Consider the following 18877-nt stretch of genomic DNA (forward strand, 5'->3'; position numbering starts at 1 on the left):
CTCAGCAAAGATTACTTTTGATTTAAAACACCCTGTCCCATTCTAACTGCAATGTTAAACGCTGCTTCAAATGCAGTCGGAATAGCAATATTTTTACCATGTAAATCAAATGCGGTACCGTGGTTAGCTGTTGTGATAGGAATCGGAATGCCACCTTGTACTGTCACACCACGTTCAAAACCTAAAATCTTCAACGCAGTAGAAAATTGATCATGGTACATGGAAACAACACCATTAATTTTTAAACGTTCAACTTCACGCATTGTGGTATCACCAGGAAATGGGCCATAAACATCAATTCCTGCTTTACGAGCTTGTTCCATTCCTGGTTGAATAATCGTCATTTCTTCATCACCAAAAACACCACCTTCCCCGCCATGAGGATTTAATGCCTGAACAGCGATTTTAGGATTTTCAACACCAGCTTGAACTAACGAGCGATAGAGAAGATGAATACAATCAAATACACCCTTAATCGATAGATTAGGCACAATATCTTTAAATGGAATATGAGAAGTCACCCGTGCAGCCCAAATATCATCAACTACATTTAACTCACAAACAAATTCATTGAAATCTGTTTGCTCGGCAAACCAATGCAATTCATCTCGATAACGCAGTCCACCTTTATGCATCGCTTGTTTATTTAATGGTGCAAAACAAATCGCTTGCACATACCCCATTTTTGCTAAATTTAATGCGACTTTTAGCGTTTCTAAAATATAGACACCACTTTGTTCAGTAACTTTACCGTACTCAAAAGGCTTGGGATGTGAAGATTTATGAGAAATTAAAACGGGTACACCTGTTTTGAATTCATATTGACCTAATTGATGAAAAGATACTTCTTCATATACAAACTGTGCTTTAGCGATCTCCATCCCTTTTTCTAATTCATCTTTATCTGCCACTAGCACAATGTTCGCTTTCTCTCTGATATTTTGTTTTGCTAGTAATTTAGCAACTAACTCTGGACCAATACCGGCAGGATCACCTAACGTCAATGCCACTGTAGATTTCGTCATGATAACTCTCCTAATAACAAATAAACGAAATGATCAAAAGATCAATGCTTTAACTTTTGTTAAATGTATTAAAACAAATTTCATACCTTTATAGTGTGATGAATATCACATAATTGAATTTCTTTTTTAAAACTTTTTCAAATAAAAACCCCGTTCTTTAAAAGGTTTTGTGTTAATAGTACATCAAAAACGTGAATACGATCACATATTCAAAATTACATAGATTGAACAAACGATAACCTTTGGTTATATTGAACAATATTCGCATATCCCAATCACTTTTCAACACTGAGGATTTATTAGGCTGTTTTATCCTTCCACAAACATAAAACTACTAATGGAGACTTTCACTATGAGTACATCATTATTAAAAAGATTAACCATTGTGGCATCTTTATCATTCTTATTTGCGAATAGTATTCTGGCTAAAGATCTCGTTGTATCCACAACGGCTAGTCTAGGTTCTTTACAATATGACACGACAAAATATTTTGTGGATGTCACAAACCAAAAACTTTCGGAAGCTAAATTAGACTACCGTTTAAATTTCTTTGGTTCTGGTCAACTAGGGAACGATAAAGACACGCAGCAAAAATTAAAACTAGGGACGATTGATATAGCCCTTCTCTCTTCAACACTCGCTACGAACATTCCTCAAATGGCGACTTTTGAATTACCTTTCTTAATCACAAACCGTCAACAGCTGAATAAAATTGAGCAACAAGTCTTCTATCCTTTCGTTGCACCAGAAGTAGAGAAAAAAGGATATAAAATCATTGGGTTATGGGAGAATGGATTTAGAAGTATTACTAACAATACACGCCCAATCAACCGCCCTGAAGACTTGAAAGGATTAAAAATTCGTACCCCAAGTAGCTCTTGGCGTTTAAAAATGTTTAAAGCATGGGGTGCTAACCCAACACCAATTCCTTTCGGAGACGTGTTTATTGGTTTAAGAACCGGCGTCATAGACGGTCAAGAAAACCCACTAACAAACATCTATGCAGCAAAACTCCAAGAGGTTCAAAAATATCTCAGTATCACTAACCATGTTTATTCTCCTGCTTACCTTACGGTAGGCAAAAACACATATCAAAAATTACCTGAAAATGTTCGGAAAATTATTGAAGCTGGGGCAAAAGAAACACAAACATGGGGATATCAGGAAGCCGAAAAACGAGAAAGTGAACTGGAAAAGAAATTAGTAGAAAGTGGCATGACACTTAATAATGCAAATATTCAAGCATTTATCGAAGCGAGCCAACCTATCTACGATGAATTCATTTCTGAAGTTCCAAATGGAAAAGAATTATTAGAGAAAATGAAGGATACGCTTAAGTAAAAAGAAACCGGGGGTAAGTTTTTATGGACGCACTCTTTAACCTAACGAAAAGAATTCTAACGCTGATTTCAGTACTTATTTTAAGTGCATTGGCCATTATTATCATTATTTCTATATTTACCCGATTCTTAGGCAAATCATTATATTGGTATGATGAAATCTCGGCGATATTACTCGCTTGGCTCACTTTTTATGGTGCGGCACTAAGTGCGTTAAATCGTTGTCATATGGGATTCGGGAATTTTATCGCTTCGTTACCGCTCACCACAAGAAAGGTTCTTTTCTGCATTACGGAAGTATTAATTATTAGTTTCTTTATTTTATTAACTTGGGCTGGTTTTTATGTGCTTTCTATTTTCGGTGATGAAACACTCACCAGCCTCGATTTTATTCCGTTATCTGTTGCACAATCTGCTTTGCCTATAGGTTGTGTGTTATTCATCATTGCAGAACTTTTATCCATACCGAAAGCGTTTAATTCTCTCAGCAAAGGAAAAACCCAAGATGATGAGGAAATAGAACAAGCATTACGAGATGTGGACAGTAATGAAGGTATGAAGATAGCAAGGGAGAAATTACAATGATTGCATTCTTAGTTTTAATTGCACTTGTTCTACTTGTTATGATTAATGTGCCTATCGCAGTAGCAATTGGTATTGTTTCACTCATAGGTATGTTAATTACAAATAGTTTTGATGCAATATATAACGTCGCACTGTCTGTTTTTGATGGAGCCTCTAATTTTTCATTACTTGCTATTCCGCTTTTCATTTTAGCAGGAGCATTAATGAATACAGGGGGAATATCGGTTAGGCTGATTAATTTTGTTAATGCTTTAATCGGCTTCGTCCGAGGTGGGCTTGCAATGGTCAATGTGGGTGTTTCCATGATCTTTGCTGAAATTTCCGGATCTTCTGTAGCGGATGTCGCCGCACTGGGTTCTATCCTCATTCCTGCAATGAAAAAAAGAGGTTATAAATCAAGCTTTTCTGCTGCTGTTACTTCATCATCGGCTTCCTTAGCGGTGATTATCCCACCCTCACTCCCCATGATTATTTATGGTGCGATGGCAGATGTTTCTATTTCTAAGCTTTTTGTGGCAGGACTTGCCGCAGGTGGTGTAGCTTCGTTAGGTATGTTTGCTGTATGTTATTATTATGCGGTTAAATATAATTTACCGAGGGAAGAACACTTCAGCTTGTCCAAATTATGCACAGCATTCAAAAATGCGTTCTGGGCGTTAACGTTACCTGTTCTGATTTTAGGTGGGATTATTTCAGGTTTTACCACTGCAACAGAAGCGGCCGGCTTAGCTGTACTTTTAGCATTAATCATTGGTTTTTTCATTTACAAAGAGCTCACACTCAATGCAGTATATAAAGCATTGGTAGAAAGTGTAAATGGAACATCCGTTGTCATGCTACTGGTTGCGACGTCAGCTGTTTTGGGATTGTTTTTAACAGAACAGAAAGTACCTCAACAAATGGCTGCAGCAATTTTAAATATCTCGGACAATAAATATATCGTTTTAATGATGCTAAATGTCATGTTATTTATTGTTGGTATGTTTTTACATGGCGCGGCGGCCATTATTTTAGTCGTCCCTATTGTTATGCCTCTGATTACACAATTGGGCATTGATCCGATTCATTTTGGTATCATCTTAACGTTAAACATTGCAGTGGGTCAGCAAACACCACCGGTGGCAAGTGTATTAATCACAGCCTCATCTATCGCGAAAAAAGATATTTGGAGTGTCACTAAGGATAATGTTTGGTTTATTGTTGTATTATTAATTTCTTTAATGATGGTCACTTATATTCCTGCATTGACGGTTGGTATGGTGGACCTATTCTATTAATGATGAAACAAAATAAAGCCTGCCATCAGAGGAAGTTGATCGCAGGCTTTATTATTTTCAACCCAATTTGAACACAACACACCGCAGAATGTGTTACAGGCATAAGCGTAAATAAAACAACACCACACTATCTTGTTCCTGTCGTAATAAGGAAAAAATACGCGTAGTAAACTTGAATTTAAGAAAACAGATATGCAATATGCGCCCTCTCTCTTGCTTAAATTTAAAACAGATAAAAGTCACTCCCTAGACTTTACAACAAGATTTCTCTATAATCGTCGAGCTTTCATATTTCATATAGCCCCCATAGCTCAGTCGGTCAGAGCAGTCGACTCATAATCGATTGGTCACAGGTTCAAGTCCTGTTGGGGGCACCAAAGCCCTTATCCTAAACCTCATCCAACAGCCCCCTCTCAAATCCGTTAATGTTTTCGAATTGAGTACAACGACTCGAGTTTAATTACCCTGTATTCACTGATAGCTAAGTTGCTGATTCTCGTCGTGCCTCAAAATAGAGTAATACCAGATAAAATCTCAAATGTACTGTAAAATACCAGAAGGGCGAAGAGACTCACTAATAATATCCATCATCTCTTTATAACAAAAAGCACTGAACAAACGTTTTCAACCCATCGAAATTGATTAAATAAACATCATCAAGCATGATTATTGTACATAAATACGTCATTTTGTTGAAATAATGTAAATTTCTGTTATGTTATTTTTATATAAGAAATGGTGTGATTGATGTATAACATACTCCACTATCTTTTATATATCATTTTTCTTTTTTTAAAATCATAAATCGATTTTAATTTTTTTGTATATAAACTACTCATAGAGGAGAAAAATATGGGTTGGATTTCAGCTATTATTGTTGGGGCTTTAATCGGTTGGATTGCAGAGCAAGTCATGAAAAGTGACATGGGTCTGTTAATGAATATCATCATCGGGATTATCGGTTCATCACTTGGTCGTTGGTTATTTGGTGATGTTCTTGAAATTGGCTCAGCACAGGCAGCAGGCAGTTTCTCATTTGCAGGCTTACTCTTTGGTGTATTAGGTGCAAGTGTTCTGATCTTTATCTTAAGATTCTTTAAAATCATGAGTAAATAATGAAGAGCAATCACACGAGATTGCGTATCATGACACAAAAAAGCCGAGTTCTTACTCGGCTTTCTAGATCACAGCATCACACGCTAATCTCTAAAATTATTAAATTGGAATGGCTGCCCTAATTCTGCGCCTTTCACCAATTGAATCACCGCTTGCAAGTCATCCCTTGATTTTCCAGTCACGCGAACTTGTTCACCTTGAATCTGAGTCTGTACTTTCAGTTTGGAATCCTTAATTAACTTGGTGATTTTCTTCGCCATTTCTGACGCAATCCCTTGTTTTAATTTAATCTCTTTACTATAGGTTTTCCCACTATGCTCATATTCTGTTGGAATATCTAAGGAACCTGAATCAATGCCACGCTTAATACAAGCGTTGCGTAAAATATCCACTAATTGCTCAACTTGAAAATCAGACTCACTAGATACTTTAATACTTTCATTTTTTTCATTCAATTCAATCGCGGCTTGTACATTGCGAAAATCCCAGCGATTCGTCAAATCACGATTGGCATTTTCGACGGCATTGCGCACTTCATGTAAGGTAATTTCAGATACGATATCAAAAGAAGGCATAAATCATTACTCCTTATTTGCTTTAACCAATTTATCATTTGCACTCAGTAAACATAACAGTGCGCTAAAGTCTGCAAAGTTTACCACAACTTTGGCTTGTTGTTGTACCTTCGGCTTGGCATGTAATGCCACGCCCATACCTGCTACACTTAGCATAGCCAGATCATTTGCGCCGTCGCCAATCGCCACCGTGTGTTGTAAAGCAATGTTAAATTTTTCTGCTAACTCGCCTAAAGTACGTGCTTTATACTGTGCATCAACCACGTCACCCGCGACTTCACCAGTCAGTATCCCTTCTTCAATAGCAAACTGATTTGCAACGGTATAATCTAACTTCAAACGCTGTTTGAGATAATCAGTAAAATACGTAAAACCACCTGAAGCAATCGCCGTTTTCCAACCATATTGTTGTAATACTGCTAATGTGTCTTCTAAACCGGGCGTTAAAGGTAAGTTATCACGTACTGTCTTCAAAATCGTTTCAGGCGCCCCTTTTAAAGTACTCACACGACGACGTAAACTTTGTTCAAAGTCTAACTCGCCACGCATGGCTTGTGCCGTAATGGAAGAAACCAACTCCCCGGTTCCAGCTAATTTTGCAATCTCATCAATACATTCAATTTGAATTGCTGTGGAATCCATATCCATCACTAACAACCCGGCTTGTGCTAAACGAGGACTAAAATCCAATAATGCACAATCAAGGCCCAATTCATGTGCATAATCGAGCCATTGTGTGTGCCAATCCCCTCGTAATAATACGACTGTATTGTGTAATACATTCCAAGCTTCTAAAATAATGAAATTTTCACCGCACTTTTGTTGAAATTGACGAAGCTTGAGCAGATTTAAGGTTTCTCCATAGACAACCATGTGTGTTTTCCCTTCCGTTACTGGCTCACTACTCGTAATCGAACAAGGGAAAGAAGAAAAAAATTGCGTAATCGTCGCAAGATTTTGTGTTTGCATAGAAAATCCTGTAAATTGTCGAGCTGAAAATAACGTGTTGGTATTCTAGCCCATTTACTTATCTTTAGGAAAAAATAACTTGCATTTAACCAAAGAAAAATTCATTAAATTAAGCATGATTTCATCGATCATCATCTTATGTATTGCGATTGTTTCGGTGATCTTATTTGGTGTTCAGCAATTCAAAATTGGTTCACAGTTAGCCAGTGTTAACCAAGTGTCTAATTTGTCACATTTATTAATCCGTCAACAGGCTAATTTACTTTCTATGCTATTAGTAAATAATGCGAGTACAGAACAATTAACGGAAAGTTTAGATGCGTTCGCAAAAGAGGAATTTGTGTTGGATGCCTCAATTTATTCTAATAGAGGCGAACTTTTAGCGCACACCAGTCATTTTCAAAATTTGCGCCTCACACTTGGCTTAAATAGTCCCACTCAACCTGATGAAGAAAATACGCAACAAATTGTAGAACCTATTTATTCGCTAAATGGGATTGAAGGCTTTTTGCGGGTGACCTTTGACTCCAAATATGGCAAAACGACACAAAGCAAAATTGATCATTTATTTCATCAGTTATATGGCGAATTAATTATTATTTTTCTGGCTGGGGTATTATTGGCAAGCTCTATACATTATTTCCTGAGCCATTACCGAAGAACTTACCGTAAAGTCACTGAAAATAAAGCGGTTAAGGTGTTAAAAACCAAGCAAAATGTAGGAAACTACCACCGACGTCGCAGACGTTTGAATAAATAGAAATAAAAAAACCGCACGTGATAATGCGGTTTTTTAATTTGCTTAGAATCGAAAAATTACGCTAATTTTTTGATTTGTGCAGATAAGTTTGCTTTGTGATTCGCCGCTTTATTTGCGTGGATTAAGCCTTTAGAAGCCATTCTGTCCACCACTTTTTGCATTTCAACAAATGCTTTCTCTGCGACTGATTTATCACCTGCTGCGACTGCTGCGTAAACTTTTTTAATGTAAGTACGCATCATTGAGCGTTGACTTGCATTGTGCTGACGGCGTTTTTCTGATTGAATCGCACGTTTTTTAGCTGACTTGATATTAGCCAAGGTCAAACTCCTAAAATTATTTGTTAGTAAACGAGATAAATTAAAGGCGTAAAATATGCCTATTTTCTATGCTTTTGTCAATGACTAATTGCGTTTAGTCACTGAAAATTTGTTATTGATTTCGGTGAGACACAACCGAAAGTTAAGCATCGTTATATCAATCAAGCGCTTTCAAGATAGGCTCACCAAACGATGTGGGCGAGATTTTAGCAGTTTTTTCACGTAGAATATAGCGTAAAAACAAAATTTCTATACAATTAAGCAAATTTTCCTCACTAATTATCCAAACAAAACCTGACGAGTATATTATTTTGAGCAAAGGATTATTAAAATCGGGCATTGTCGTCAGTACAATGACGTTGTTATCACGCATTCTAGGCTTAGTCAGAGATGTCGTTATTGCAAATTTACTGGGGGCGGGTGTGGCAGCAGATGTCTTTTTATTTGCCAACAAAATCCCTAACTTTTTACGACGTTTATTTGCCGAAGGCGCATTTTCACAAGCCTTTGTTCCTGTTTTGGCAGAATATCGAAAAAGCGGTGATCTGGATAAGACTCGCGAATTTATCGGCAAAGTCTCTGGCACATTAGGCGGGTTAGTTTCCATTGTCACCATTTTGGCGATGGTCTTTTCCCCGTTGATTGCTGCCCTGTTTGGCACGGGTTGGTTCATTGATTGGGTTAATGAAGGACCCAATGCGGAAAAATTTGAGCAAGCCTCTTTCCTGCTCAAAATCACCTTTCCTTATCTTTGGTTTGTTACCTTTGTCGCCCTTTCTGGCGCAATCTTAAATACGATTGGGAAATTTGGGGTGATGTCATTTTCTCCCGTCTTACTGAATATTGCGATGATTGCTACCGCTTTGTTCCTCGCCCCCCATATGGATAGCCCCGATTTAGCGTTAGCGATCGGTATTTTCACTGGCGGGTTATTACAATTTCTGTTTCAAATTCCTTTTTTAAAACAAGCCGGGTTACTCGTCAAACCCAAATGGGCATGGCACGATGAAGGGGTAAAAAAAATCCGCACGCTCATGATCCCTGCGTTATTTGGTGTGTCTGTCAGTCAGATTAATTTATTATTAGACACCTTAATTGCGAGCTTTTTAATGACGGGTTCAATCAGTTGGTTATATTATTCCGACCGCCTACTGGAATTCCCATTAGGGCTCTTTGGGATTGCGATTTCCACCGTTATCCTTCCCACTCTCGCACGCCACCATGTCAATCGTCATGATCATTCAAGCCAAAGTGCTATTGATTTCCGTCATACTCTAGATTGGGGCATTCGCATGATTCTGCTTTTAGGTGTGCCTGCGATGGTCGGCATTGCAATTTTAGCCCAGCCGTTACTGTTAGTGTTATTTATGCGTGGCAACTTTGGCTTAAATGATGTACAAGCCGCTTCGCTTTCACTCTGGGCATTTAATGCCGGGTTACTCAGTTTTATGCTCATTAAAATTTTAGCTAACGGCTATTACGCCCGTCAGGACACTAAAACCCCTGTCAAAATTGGGATCATTGCTATGGTCAGTAACATGGGCTTTAATTTACTGGCAATTCCCTTTAGCTATGTAGGATTAGCGATGGCTTCCGCCATGTCTGCCACCCTTAACGCTTATCTACTCTATCGTGGCTTAGTAAAAGAGGAGGTTTACCATTTTAGTCGTCAAAGTGCGGTGTTTTTTGGCAAAGTTTTATTGTCCGCAAGTGTCATGGGCGGATTAGTTTGGTATAACACGCCCACTTTACTTGAATGGCATGCAATGACCTTCTTAACACGCCTACATTGGCTGATTTGGCTGATTGGTTTTGCCGTGGTGATTTACTTCTCAATGCTAGCCTTGGTCGGTATTCGTAAACATCATTTAACCACTAAAGGATAAGCTAAAAAAATATCGCCTATTTGCTTGATTTATGCTTATAATGTCCGAATTATTTTTGCTTATAAATTTCGAACGGATAACGATTTCAATGCGACTGATTCGTGGCATTCACAATTTACCCCCAAATTTATCTGGTTGTGCGCTGACTATTGGCAATTTTGATGGTGTGCATTTAGGTCATCAAGCCATTTTGCGCCATTTACGTCAAAAAGCCGATGCGTTGAATTTGCCGGTGGTCGTGATGTTATTTGAACCACAACCGCGCGAATACTTTACTGGCGACGCCATTCCCGCACGCCTGATGCGCCTACGCGATAAATTACATTATCTCGCTCAAGCAAAAGTAGATTATGTGCTTTGTATTCGTTTTAATGAAAATTTTGCTAGCCAAACCGCCGAAGAATTTATTGAAGATTGGCTCGTCAAAAAGTTGAATGTCCGCTTTTTAAGTATTGGTGATGATTTCCGTTTTGGGGCGAAACGACAAGGTGACTTTGCCCTGTTACAGAAGTCAGGCGAGGCATTTGGCTTTTTCGTGGAAGATAACCACAGTTTTTGCTGTGACGAGTTACGTATTAGTAGCACTGCGATCCGAGAAGCCTTAGCCGAGGATGATTTAGCCTATGCTGAAAAAATGTTAGGTAAACCTTATCGCATCTTAGGGCGTGTTGCACACGGCAATAAATTAGGTCGAACTATCGGTTTTCCGACAGCCAACATTCCATTACATCGGCAAGTGAACCCCGTTAAAGGGGTTTACGCGGTAAAAGTGCGGTTAAAAAATCAAGAGATTTATCACGGTGTTGCGAATATTGGTAAACGTCCTACGATTAATGGCGTTGTACAGCTGTTAGAGGTGCATATTTTTGATTTTCATTCAACTATTTATGGACAGTGCTTAGAAGTCGAATTTTGCCACAAAATCCGTAACGAATTTAAGTTTCCCTCTTTTGAGGCATTAAAAGAGCAAATCGCCCAAGATGTGGAAACCGCAAAGCATTTTTTCAGAACACAACAAATTTAAAAATTAATTTATTTTATTCATTAGGATATCAAGATGACAGTTGATTATAAAAACACTCTTAACCTGCCAGAAACAGGCTTTCCTATGCGTGGGGATTTGGCTAAACGTGAGCCAAATATGTTAAAAAGCTGGTACGAGAAAGATCTTTACCAAAAAATCCGTCAAGCGTCCAAAGGTAAAAAATCATTTATTCTGCATGACGGCCCTCCTTATGCAAACGGCACTATCCATATTGGTCACGCCGTCAATAAAATCCTGAAAGATATTATTGTGAAATCCAAAACGGCATTAGGTTATGACTCTCCTTATATTCCGGGTTGGGACTGCCACGGCTTGCCGATTGAATTAAAAGTTGAAGGTTTAGTGGGTAAACCAAACCAAAATATCAGTGCAGCACAATTTCGTGAGGCATGCCGTCAATATGCGGCAGAACAAGTTGAAGGTCAGAAAAAAGATTTTATCCGTCTTGGCGTATTAGGTGACTGGGACAATCCCTACTTAACCATGAATTATCACACTGAAGCGAATATCATTCGCGCCTTTGGTAAAGCCGTGGAAAATGGGCATCTATACAAAGGTTCAAAACCGGTTCACTGGTGTTTAGACTGTGCCTCTTCATTGGCTGAAGCCGAAGTCGAATACGAAGACAAAGTCTCCCCTTCTATCTATGTACGTTTTAGTGCGGTGGATTCTGACGCTGTTTTAGCGAAATTCAATGCGACAGATAAAGGTACAGGTAACATTTCAGCGGTTATTTGGACGACTACGCCTTGGACCATTCCGTCTAACCGCGCTATCGCTATTCATGAAAATTTGGATTACCAACTCGTTCAATTCAATGATGAGCGTGTGATTTTAGCCAAAGACTTAGTGGAAGAAGTGGCAAAAGCGGCAGGTGTAGAACAAGTTATCATCTTAGGCGAAAGCAAAGGGAAAGATCTTGAATGGTTACGTTTCCAACATCCGTTTTATGATTTTAGCGTGCCCTTTATTTTAGGCGATCACGTTACCACTGATGGCGGTACCGGTTTAGTACACACCGCACCAGATCATGGTCATGACGACTACATTATTGCGCAAAAAAATGGCATCGAAATGGCGGGCTTAATTGGTAACGATGGCTTGTTTAAAGCTGATGTGCCGTTCTTTGCGGGCAAAGGCGTGTTTGAATCGAATGATTTAGTGGTCGCCAAATTACAAGAAGTGGGTGCAATGCTGAAATTCAGCAAAATCAAACACAGTTACCCACACTGCTGGCGCCATAAAACCCCAATTATCTTCCGCGCCACACCACAATGGTTTATCGGCATGGAAAAACAAGGCTTACGCCAACAAGCCTTAAGTGAAATCAAAAAAGTGCGTTGGATTCCAGATTGGGGTCAAGCGCGAATTGAAAAAATGGTGGAAAATCGTCCAGATTGGTGTATTTCTCGTCAACGTACATGGGGCGTGCCGGTTGCGTTATTTATCCACAAAGAAACAGAAGAACTGCATCCACGCACCGTTGAACTTGTCGAAGAAGTAGCAAAACGTGTTGAACAAAAAGGGATTCAAGCATGGTGGGATTTAGATACGGCAGAATTATTAGGTGCAGATGCCGACAACTACATCAAAGTACCGGATACCCTTGATGTCTGGTTCGACTCGGGATCAACCTATTATTCCGTGGTGAAAGATCGTCCTGAATTTAATGGTCAAGAAGCGGATATGTATTTAGAAGGTTCTGACCAACACCGTGGTTGGTTTATGTCTTCCTTAATGCTTTCTACCGCAACCGACAATAAAGCACCTTATAAACAAGTCTTAACGCATGGTTTCACCGTTGATGGTCAAGGTCGTAAAATGTCAAAATCTATCGGTAACATTGTGACGCCACAAGAGGTGATGGATAAATTCGGTGGCGATATTTTACGTTTATGGGTTGCTTCCACTGACTATACCGGCGAGATTTCTGTGTCGGATGAAATCTTAAAACGTGCAGCCGATGCTTATCGTCGTATTCGTAACACCGCACGTTTCTTACTGGCGAACTTAAATGGTTTTGATCCAAAACGTGATCTGGTTAAGCCTGAAGAGATGATGGTGCTCGATCGTTGGGCGGTGGATTGTGCATACCAAGCACAGAATGAAATTAAAGATGCCTACGATAACTATCAATTCCATGCAGTAATTCAACGTTTAATGAAATTCTGCTCAATTGAAATGGGTTCATTCTATTTAGATATTATTAAGGACCGTCAATATACCACTAAAGCAGATAGCCTTGCACGTCGTAGCTGTCAAACGGCGTTATGGCATATTGCAGAAGCGCTTGTTCGTTGGATTGCCCCAGTGTTATCCTTCACTGCGGATGAAATCTGGCAGTATATTCCGGGTGAGCGTGGTGAATTTGTGTTTACTGAAGAATTCTACAACGGTTTATTTGCGTTAGATGCAAATGAACAAATGAATGATGCTTACTGGCAACAAGTCATCACTTTACGTAATGAAGTTAACCGCGTATTAGAGCAAGCACGTAACGATAAAATTATCGGGGCTGCCCTTGAAGCGGAATTGACCATTTATGCGAATGACACTTATGCTCCACTCTTAGCCAAATTACAAAATGAATTGCGTTTTGTGTTACTTACCTCAAAAGCAGAAGTCAAACCATTGGCAGACGCTGATGTGGCGGAAGGTGAAGTGAAAGGCTTTGCAGTAAAAGTGGTACGTTCAGCGAATCACAAATGCCCTCGTTGTTGGCATTATTCTGACAGCAAAGATGCTGAATCGCTCTGCTCTCGCTGTGATGAAAACGTCAACGGTCAGGGCGAAGTCAGACAATTCGCATAATCTTGCACAAAGGCAGTTTATCCTGCCTTTGTTGTGCATGCTCGAATTTATTCTTACAGGCGAACATGAACGTTCGCCTCTTGCAATATTGAAACGATGTAAAGGTTATTATGACAAAATCGAAAAGTGGGCTTTCATTTCTTTGGTTAAGTGCGGTGACATTTTTATTAGATTTAAGCAGCAAATATTTCGTCGTAAAAAATTTTGAACTGTATGAAAGTATCAATATTCTTCCCGTGTTTAATTTAACTTATGTGCGGAACTATGGCGCAGCATTTAGCTTCTTAGCCGATCACGATGGTTGGCAAAAATACTTTTTTATTGTGCTTGCCATCGCGATTTCACTGATGTTGTGTTATTTTCTCGCAAAAAATCAAGCAACACAGAAATTACAGAATATTGCCTACGCACTGATTATTGGTGGGGCATTAGGTAATATGATTGATCGTTTATATCATGGTTTTGTTGTCGATTTCTTTGATTTTTACTGGGATATTTATCACTACCCAGTTTTCAATGTTGCCGACATCGCCATTTCCCTTGGTGCAGGATTGATGATTCTTGATGCGTTCAAAAATCGCCATGAACCTGAACAACGTACAGAATAATAGAGGACGATGATGAAAATTATTTTAGCCAATCCACGTGGTTTCTGTGCCGGTGTTGATCGTGCGATTAGTATCGTAGAATCTGCGTTAGAGATTCACGGTTCACCTATTTATGTGCGTCATGAAGTGGTACACAACCGCTTTGTTGTTAATGGGTTACGCGAACGTGGGGCAATTTTTGTAGAAGAATTACATGAAGTACCGGATGGTGCGATTGTGATTTTCTCAGCTCATGGTGTTTCACAAGCGGTCCGCCAAGAAGCCAAAAATCGCAATCTCAAAGTGTTTGATGCGACCTGTCCTTTGGTGACAAAAGTCCATATGCAAGTGGCAAGGGCAAGCCGTAAAGGCACCAAGGCGATCTTAATTGGTCACGAGGGGCATCCAGAAGTCGAAGGCACGATGGGGCAATATGACAACCCTGAAGGGGGCATTTTCTTGGTGGAAAGTGTAGAAGATATTGCTAAGTTAGGGTTAAGACAAGAAGATGATTTAACTTTTATGACGCAGACTACCTTGTCAATTGACGATACCAGTGAAGTGATTGAAGCACTCAAACAAAAATACCCAGCTATTCAAGGTCCGCGTAAAAACGATATTTGTTATGCCACCACCAACCGCCAACAAGCTGTGCGTGAACTGGCACAACAATCCGATTTAGTCATTGTCGTTGGTTCTAAAAATTCGTCTAACTCTAACCGGTTAGCTGAGCTTGCCTCTCGTATGGGCGTCGTCTCCAAACTGATTGATGATGCAAATGACATTGATCCAACTTGGCTAGAAAATGTAACTACCATTGGGATTACTGCCGGTGCCTCTGCCCCAGAAGTGTTAGTCCAATCGGTCGTCAAACGTTTGCAAGAGTTAGGTGTTACCCGTGTAGAAGAGCTACAAGGGTGTGAAGAAAATACGGTGTTTGAAGTGCCGAGAGAACTGCGTATTACCGAAGTCAATTAGCCTCCCTCATTGCTTAATTTATCCAGACATGATGAAAACCACGGATTGAATACCCGTGGTTTTTTTATTGGCTCAACAACATGATTCAATCCTATCATCAGATGGCGATCTTTCACTCAAGGATGAAAAATTCTGGCAACAATAATTTTCTTTTTCGATCTTCATCTCAAAAAAACACCCTATTTTAGTCAAAGACCTTTCTGATCGAGAAAATAGCCCCTGTTGAATTTGTTCAACACCTTCTTCTTATTAACCTCAAATATTTTTAAGGAAGACTTATGAAATTAAAATCTCTTTTATTTTCTGTTTTTGTCTTTGTTTCTCTTTCTAACAGTAGCAATGTATGTGCTGAATCAGCAAACATGACAAAAGCGAAAACAGAACACGCTGTAGTACAAAACATACAAAGCAAACCACAGGATACGCTTAATGAAAAAGTGAATATTAATACAGCCAGCGCAACTGACTTGCAACAAAAGCTACTTGGCATTGGCACGAAAAAAGCTGAAGCCATTATCCAACACCGAGAAAAGCATGGTCCGTTTACTGACATTGAACAATTACGTGATATTCAAGGTATTGGTCAAGCTATCTTGGAAAAAAATAAAACACGCCTTCAACTCTAACCCTCCTCATCACCTCATTTTATTCACATGCGGAATCTTAGGATTCCGCTTTTGTCATTTGGCTTTATGTCGTAGAAAAGCGTATAATTTCCTCACATTTTCTTCAGTACAAGGTCTCAAATGAAACAAAAAATCGTCTTAGCAACAGGTAACTTAGGAAAAGTCAAAGAAATGTCAGATGTCCTGGCTGATTTTGGTTTTGAAGTGATTGCTCAAACAGAACTCAACATTGAAAGTCCAGAAGAAACTGGTTTGACATTTGTGGAAAATGCACTATTAAAAGCACGCTATGCCAGTAAAATGTCAGGCTTACCCGCCATTGCTGATGACTCAGGGTTAGTCGTGCCTGCCCTTGGTGGCGCACCAGGTTTATACTCTGCACGCTATGCGGGGGTAGATGGTCCTGATGCAGATGCGAAAAACCGTGCAAAATTATTACACGCGCTACATCATATCGCGCCAACACATCGACAAGCAAAATTTGTCAGCTGTATCGTCATGTTACAACACGAACACGATCCTTCTCCAATTATTGCCGAAGGAGAATGTTATGGTGAAATTGGCTTTGCAGAAAAAGGCGAAAATGGCTTCGGCTATGACAGCCTGTTCTTTAGTCCTGAAGTAAACTGCACTTTTGCAGAGTTAGCAACAAGTGAAAAGAAAAAAATTTCCCACCGAGCAAAAGCGCTATCTGTGTTACAAACTAAATTAGCAACAAAAGGAGCTTAGTTATGTGGAAAAAGTGCAGTCTATTTTTAATGAGCTTTACTTTATCTCATACAGTTTATGGACTAGATTATTTACCTGAGCAAATTGAATTACTAAAAGAGGCTCAGAAAGGCAACCCAGAAGCACAATACGATTTAGCCATGAGTTTGCAGACAACTACTGATATGGCACACTTAAAACAAAGTGACTTTTTCTACTGGTTGGAACAAGCTGCCAATAATAAATACGACGTTGCGCAAGATTTATTAGACGATATTTTGGCAGAATATGATCCGAAATTATTACAAGACTTGGCACCAAATGGGAGTCAAAAAATCTTCGATGAAGTGTATCAATTAGATAAGCAGCAACCTAAAAATTACGCGCTGATTGTGAGCAAACTCAAACAAGCCGCAGAATTAGAAAACTACACGGCACTTGCCCAATTGAGCTGGATTTACGGTGACAGTCGGCTAGCCAAAAATTATGGTGTAGCATTTTCTACCATTAAGGCCTGCACTCTAGCAACGTATAACAATTTGCGCCATGGTGATATCAATAAAGAAGATATGGAGTATTTATGCAGTGGCGATGTCCTCAATCGGGCTGATTGGCCACAAGCACAAAAGCTAGCCAACAAAATGGCAGTTGAAATTAAACAAAAACCAACCGCACTTTTTTCACTGTTAGACCAACTTAAATAAGGAATACCTATGCTTATTACCACGACGCCAAGCATTGAAGGAAAACAAATCATTGAATACAAAGAGGTGGTATTCGGTGAAGTGGTTGCAGGCTCAAACTTTATCCGTGACTTTTTTGCGGGCATTACTGATATCATTGGTGGACGCTCTGGGGCATACGAGTCCAAAATTGCGCGTGCTCGCAAAGAAGCCTTAGAAGAATTACAACAGCAGGCAAAACGTTTAGGCGCCAATGCGGTTGTGGGTGTCGAAGTCAATTACACATCAATCAATGGTGAAGGCAAAAGTATGTTTATGATTGTGGCAAGTGGAACAGCCGTGGTGGTACGTTAGTGAATATAAACCGCCTTCCCCCACTGAGCCTGTATATTCATATTCCTTGGTGTGTACAAAAATGCCCTTATTGTGATTTTAATTCTCATGCACAAAAAGGACATATTCCTGAACAAGACTATATTGCCCACTTATTGCAAGATCTACATCAAGATCGGCAACGTTTTCAAGACAGTATTCAAGATCGTTCTCTCCATTCGATTTTTATTGGGGGAGGGACGCCTAGTCTATTTTCTGCGGAAGGAATTCATACGCTCTTATCTGGCGTTGCACAATGTCTCCCTTTTCAACCCGACATTGAAATTACGCTTGAAGCTAATCCCGGTACAGCCGAAGCAGAACGTTTCAAAGGTTATGTCCAAGCAGGTGTCACCCGCATTTCATTGGGTATTCAAAGCTTCAATGATGATAAATTAGTACGTTTAGGTCGCATCCATAATGCACAAGAAGCCAAAAGTGCGGTTGGTTTTGCCAAACTTTCCGGGCTAAAAAGTTTTAATTTAGATCTGATGCACGGGCTACCTAACCAGACCTTAGAAGAAGCGCTCTCTGATTTACAACAAGCGATTGCGCTCGAGCCTCCCCACCTTTCTTGGTATCAACTCACTATTGAACCTAATACGATGTTTGCCTATCGTCCGCCCGTTTTGCCTGATGATGACGCACTCTGGGATATTTTTGAACAAGGTCATCAACTATTAACGAAGGCAGGTTATGTGCAATATGAAACCTCTGCTTATGCGAAACCCGCTTTTCAATGTCGGCATAACCTGAATTATTGGCGTTTTGGTGATTATTTAGCAATTGGTTGTGGTGCACATGGTAAAATCACACAACCAAACGGCGAAATTAAACGTTATTCAAAAACCAAACATCCAAAAGGTTATATGCGTGGGGACTATTTGTACGAAGAAAAAACCGTTGCCACAGAAGATCTGGCTTTTGAATTTTTTATGAACCGTTTTCGTTTATTAGAAGCGGTCCCCAAAACAGATTTCACCCGACTCACTGGACTGTGTGAAGAAAGTATTCAGCCACAAATTCAATGGGCATTAGCCAAAAAATATCTTGTTGAAACGGAAGTTGCATGGCAAGTGACCGAACAAGGCAAGTTATTTTTAAATGAATTGTTAGCAGAATTTTTACCAAAATAGGCTTGTTAATCCGCTTGAATAAGATTAAAGTAAGGCGTTATTACACCATGCGCAAACGATTACGCAAGTTATATATC

At 39.5% G+C, this 18877-nt stretch carries 19 protein-coding genes and 1 tRNA gene; 16 read left to right on the plus strand and 4 right to left on the minus strand.

The genetic code is table 11. The features are described from left to right. Positions 1–11: 11 nt before the first annotated feature. Positions 12–1025, minus strand: a complete 1014-nt coding sequence (locus KPF51_RS07965) for a 4-hydroxythreonine-4-phosphate dehydrogenase PdxA (protein ID WP_005718533.1) — start codon at positions 1023–1025, stop codon at positions 12–14. Between the two features lie 352 nt (positions 1026–1377). On the opposite strand from KPF51_RS07965, the gene KPF51_RS07970 reads away from it, so the two are divergent. The 5 genes from KPF51_RS07970 to KPF51_RS07990 all read left to right on the plus strand — a co-directional run bounded on the left by KPF51_RS07970 (position 1378) and on the right by KPF51_RS07990 (position 5344). Further along, a complete protein-coding gene (locus tag KPF51_RS07970) occupies positions 1378–2367 on the plus strand; it encodes a TRAP transporter substrate-binding protein (protein ID WP_211599565.1) in 990 nt (329 codons plus the stop codon). Between the two features lie 23 nt (positions 2368–2390). After that, the gene (locus tag KPF51_RS07975) at positions 2391–2951 is read left to right on the plus strand and encodes a TRAP transporter small permease (RefSeq protein ID WP_005724517.1); all 561 of its coding nucleotides are present in this window, start codon (positions 2391–2393) and stop codon (positions 2949–2951) included. Then, the gene (locus KPF51_RS07980; protein WP_005752188.1) at positions 2948–4228 is read left to right on the plus strand and encodes a TRAP transporter large permease; all 1281 of its coding nucleotides are present in this window, start codon (positions 2948–2950) and stop codon (positions 4226–4228) included. Before KPF51_RS07975 ends, KPF51_RS07980 begins: the two co-directional genes overlap by 4 nt. 300 nt (positions 4229–4528) lie before the next feature. Beyond that, positions 4529–4605: transfer RNA gene (locus tag KPF51_RS07985), tRNA-Ile, on the plus strand. A 475-nt stretch (positions 4606–5080) separates the two neighbouring features. Further along, on the plus strand, positions 5081–5344 hold the full coding sequence (locus tag KPF51_RS07990; protein WP_005718542.1) for a GlsB/YeaQ/YmgE family stress response membrane protein: 264 nt from the start codon (positions 5081–5083) through the stop codon (positions 5342–5344). Positions 5345–5427: 83 nt separating this feature from the next. Here the strand turns inward: KPF51_RS07990 and KPF51_RS07995 are convergent, their stop codons facing one another. Both KPF51_RS07995 and serB read right to left on the minus strand, forming a co-directional pair. Further along, entirely contained in the window at positions 5428–5919 is a 492-nt protein-coding gene (locus tag KPF51_RS07995; protein WP_005718544.1) for a YajQ family cyclic di-GMP-binding protein, read from the minus strand. A gap of 6 nt (positions 5920–5925) precedes the next feature. Next, the gene (serB, locus tag KPF51_RS08000; protein ID WP_005724518.1) at positions 5926–6888 is read right to left on the minus strand and encodes a phosphoserine phosphatase; all 963 of its coding nucleotides are present in this window, start codon (positions 6886–6888) and stop codon (positions 5926–5928) included. 79 nt (positions 6889–6967) lie between these two features. Here serB and KPF51_RS08005 point away from each other — a divergent pair, with 79 nt between their 5' ends. Further along, the gene (locus KPF51_RS08005) at positions 6968–7648 is read left to right on the plus strand and encodes a YtjB family periplasmic protein (RefSeq protein ID WP_005755258.1); all 681 of its coding nucleotides are present in this window, start codon (positions 6968–6970) and stop codon (positions 7646–7648) included. A 56-nt stretch (positions 7649–7704) separates the two neighbouring features. Here KPF51_RS08005 and rpsT read toward each other — a convergent pair whose 3' ends face one another. Then, positions 7705–7968 (minus strand): 30S ribosomal protein S20, encoded by a 264-nt coding sequence (gene rpsT, locus KPF51_RS08010; protein WP_005718552.1) that lies wholly within the window; start codon positions 7966–7968, stop codon positions 7705–7707. A gap of 311 nt (positions 7969–8279) precedes the next feature. Here rpsT and murJ point away from each other — a divergent pair, with 311 nt between their 5' ends. From murJ to hemW, 10 genes are all read left to right on the plus strand, one after another. Further along, complete coding sequence (murJ, locus tag KPF51_RS08015; RefSeq protein ID WP_005757846.1) at positions 8280–9854, plus strand: murein biosynthesis integral membrane protein MurJ; 1575 nt, start codon at positions 8280–8282, stop codon at positions 9852–9854. 88 nt (positions 9855–9942) lie between these two features. Beyond that, a complete protein-coding gene (gene ribF / locus KPF51_RS08020) occupies positions 9943–10878 on the plus strand; it encodes a bifunctional riboflavin kinase/FAD synthetase (protein ID WP_010907278.1) in 936 nt (311 codons plus the stop codon). 33 nt (positions 10879–10911) lie between these two features. Next, on the plus strand, positions 10912–13710 hold the full coding sequence (ileS, locus tag KPF51_RS08025; RefSeq protein WP_061406390.1) for an isoleucine--tRNA ligase: 2799 nt from the start codon (positions 10912–10914) through the stop codon (positions 13708–13710). Between the two features lie 110 nt (positions 13711–13820). Further along, positions 13821–14318, plus strand: coding sequence for a signal peptidase II (gene lspA / locus KPF51_RS08030; RefSeq protein WP_005724521.1), 498 nt, complete (start codon positions 13821–13823; stop codon positions 14316–14318). 12 nt (positions 14319–14330) lie between these two features. Then, entirely contained in the window at positions 14331–15275 is a 945-nt protein-coding gene (gene ispH, locus KPF51_RS08035) for a 4-hydroxy-3-methylbut-2-enyl diphosphate reductase (RefSeq protein WP_010907279.1), read from the plus strand. A 278-nt stretch (positions 15276–15553) separates the two neighbouring features. Continuing rightward, the gene (locus KPF51_RS08040; RefSeq protein ID WP_005724530.1) at positions 15554–15901 is read left to right on the plus strand and encodes a ComEA family DNA-binding protein; all 348 of its coding nucleotides are present in this window, start codon (positions 15554–15556) and stop codon (positions 15899–15901) included. Between the two features lie 120 nt (positions 15902–16021). After that, on the plus strand, positions 16022–16630 hold the full coding sequence (rdgB, locus tag KPF51_RS08045; RefSeq protein WP_005724531.1) for an RdgB/HAM1 family non-canonical purine NTP pyrophosphatase: 609 nt from the start codon (positions 16022–16024) through the stop codon (positions 16628–16630). Positions 16631–16632: 2 nt separating this feature from the next. After that, positions 16633–17313: a hypothetical protein gene (locus KPF51_RS08050; protein WP_005724532.1), complete on the plus strand. Its 681-nt coding sequence runs from the start codon at positions 16633–16635 to the stop codon at positions 17311–17313. A 9-nt stretch (positions 17314–17322) separates the two neighbouring features. Next, complete coding sequence (locus tag KPF51_RS08055) at positions 17323–17646, plus strand: YbjQ family protein (protein WP_005718569.1); 324 nt, start codon at positions 17323–17325, stop codon at positions 17644–17646. A 5-nt stretch (positions 17647–17651) separates the two neighbouring features. After that, complete coding sequence (gene hemW / locus KPF51_RS08060) at positions 17652–18800, plus strand: radical SAM family heme chaperone HemW (protein ID WP_095261644.1); 1149 nt, start codon at positions 17652–17654, stop codon at positions 18798–18800. Positions 18801–18877: the final 77 nt, after the last annotated feature.

It is taken from the genome of Pasteurella sp. XG20 (genome assembly GCF_018968665.1).
Lineage (GTDB): Bacteria > Pseudomonadota > Gammaproteobacteria > Enterobacterales > Pasteurellaceae > Pasteurella > Pasteurella multocida.